4 protein-coding genes are annotated in these 2585 nt (G+C 36.6%); 2 read left to right on the forward strand and 2 right to left on the reverse strand.

Going from position 1 to position 2585, the window contains the following annotated elements; translation table 11 throughout:
- Both ACY65O_RS17230 and ACY65O_RS17235 read right to left on the reverse strand, forming a co-directional pair.
- Positions 1-350, reverse strand: a 350-nt coding sequence (locus ACY65O_RS17230; RefSeq protein WP_462222100.1) for an EamA family transporter, incomplete at its 3' end; no start/stop codon positions are given.
- 123 nt (positions 351-473) lie between these two features.
- Positions 474-1280, reverse strand: coding sequence for a 2,3,4,5-tetrahydropyridine-2,6-dicarboxylate N-succinyltransferase (locus ACY65O_RS17235; protein WP_462222101.1), 807 nt, complete (start codon positions 1278-1280; stop codon positions 474-476).
- Positions 1281-1441: 161 nt separating this feature from the next.
- Between ACY65O_RS17235 and waaF the strand changes: the two genes are divergently transcribed.
- Entirely contained in the window at positions 1442-2446 is a 1005-nt protein-coding gene (gene waaF / locus ACY65O_RS17240) for a lipopolysaccharide heptosyltransferase II (protein WP_462222102.1), read from the forward strand.
- A partial coding sequence (locus tag ACY65O_RS17245; protein WP_462222103.1) for an L-threonylcarbamoyladenylate synthase occupies positions 2446-2585 on the forward strand: 140 nt, incomplete at its 3' end. The genes waaF and ACY65O_RS17245, both read left to right, overlap by 1 nt.

A 2585-nucleotide genomic window follows, 5' to 3' on the forward strand; every position in this document is an offset into this window, starting at 1 on the left:
GTAGGATATAAAAATAAAATTAACCGCTCCAGCCCTGCAGAAATATATTGCAGGCCCACAAAATCTAAAAAGCTGCTGATGTAATATCCCATCAGGCCCAGCACAATTAAAAACCACCATTGCTTATGTGTTAGTTTTTTATTTTCCTGTTGATTAGTTTTATAAAATGCAACAATTAAATAAAAAGGTAAAGCACAAATCATCCTCAAAGCCAGCAGGCTTAATGCATCTACTTTAATATCGGCAAATGCTTTTTTTACAATTACTGCTTTGGTAGAAAATAGTATTGAACCAATAAATGTCACCACAAATCCAGCAACAGAAATTTTTATTTTAGCATCTTTAAGCATAAAAAAAATAAAACCCCGGCAAAAATTTCGGGGTTTAAATTAATAACTTTTTAAAACTTGTAAATAATACAATTGCTATTATAAAATACTTGTTGTTAATTTCCCCCCTTCAGGGGATGGGGGCTATGCACTTACATTAAAGTCTCTCAAAGCATCATTCAAACTTGTTTTTAAATCAGTACTTGCTTTACGCTGCCCAATAATTAATGCACAGCCCACACCAAACTCACCGGCAGGAAATTTTTTATTATAGCTACCCGGTATCACCACACTTCTTGCAGGCACACGCCCTTTCATTTCAATTGGTGCAGCACCACTAACATCAATAATTTTTGTTGATTGTGTTAATACCACATTAGCACCCAGCACCGCTTCTTTTTCTACAATCACACCTTCAACAACAATGCAGCGGCTGCCAATAAAACAACCATCTTCAATTATTACAGGACTGGCTTGTAAAGGTTCCAGCACACCGCCAATACCCACGCCACCACTCAGGTGTACACCTTTGCCAATTTGTGCACAACTGCCCACGGTTGCCCATGTATCCACCATCGTGCCTTCATCAACATACGCACCAATGTTTACATAGCTGGGCATCAACACTACATTTTTGGCAAGGTAAGCGCCATATCTTGCAACAGCATGCGGCACAGCCCTTACACCCAATGAAGCGTAATTGCTTTTCAATTTCATTTTATCATAAAATTCAAATGGCGGCAATGTAAAAGTTTCCATTTGCTGAATACCGAAATACATCAATATGGCTTGCTTCACCCATTCATTAACAATCCATCCACTTTCTGAAGGAGAGGCGGTTCTCAATCTCCCCTTATCCACTTCTTCAATAACTGCCCTTACTGCATCCGAATATTTTTTATCTTTCAATAATTCCCTGTTACTCCAGGCTTCTAAAATTAAATCCTTCATTTTTTTAAAATTTATGCAAACATAATAAATAAAATAGTTGATTTTTGTAACCGGTCATTTTTACTGCTATTTAGCTTCATTGGCGTCGCACTCTTGTGCTGAATATCATTATTCAACATTCAATTTGCTGCTCCCTGCTTAATAGTTTACAACTTTTACTTTTGAACCAACCGCAAAACATATTAATTCGCCTTCCCAACTGGTTGGGAGATATGGTAATGAGCACCGCTTTTGTAAAAGCCGTTGCTCAACAATATCCCAATGCAACCATTGATGTAATTGCAAAAAAAGGAATTGATTTTTTACTGGAGTATTTCCCAAAACATCACCAGCGGTTTATTTTTAATAAAGAAGAATACGCAGGTTTAACCGGGGCGTATAAATTTGGCAAACAAATCAGGCAGCAAAAAAAATATGATATTTTCTTTTGTCTGCCCGATTCCATTTCGTCGGCAGTAATGGCGAAAGCGGCTGGTGCAAAAAAAAGAATAGGCTATAAAAAGGAATTACGTTCGGTACTTTTAACAAATGCATACGCAAAGAAAAAAGGCTTGCACCGGGTAGAAGAGTATGCAGATTTATTGCAGCAATTTATAAATATTGAAATAAAAACACCTGCTGTTGAGTTAAAAAACTCAGCTGCAGAAAGAAAAAATGCAGTCGTAGTAAACATCAATTCCGAAGCCAGCAGCAGAAGATTACCCTCAAAAAAAGCTATAAGTATTATTAACACACTTCGAAAAAATATTACCGAAGAAATTATTTTGGTGGGCAGTAATAAAGAAACTGTTTTTGTTGATGAAGTATTTTATGCACTTGAAAATAAAAATAACATTACCAACCTGGCAGGCAAAACTAATTTAAATCAATTATTAACTTTGCTCGGCTCCTGCAACGTAATGCTTACTACCGATAGCGGCCCGGCGCATGTTGCCAATGCATTAGGCACACATACTATTGTTTTATTTGGTGCCGGCAACGAAAATAATACAGCGCCCTACAACAAAATTAACCGCAGTATTATCAGGCTTGGACAATTACCGTGTGAACCTTGTGTAAATAATATTTGTAAAGTTTACGGCACACCAGAATGCTTACTACGCCTTGATGAAAATATAATTACCCAGGCGGTAATTAATGTATTGAAAAATAAAACTAATGATTAATGCAGTTTATAAATGACATAAAAGAATGTGTAACTGTTTTACAAAATGGCGGACTTATCCTGTACCCAACCGATACCATTTGGGGTATTGGTTGCGATGCCACCAATCAAAAAGCTGTTGAAAAAATTTACACATTAAA

It is taken from the genome of Ferruginibacter sp. (assembly GCF_031430955.1).
In the GTDB taxonomy this organism is placed as follows: Bacteria; Bacteroidota; Bacteroidia; order Chitinophagales; family Chitinophagaceae; genus Ferruginibacter.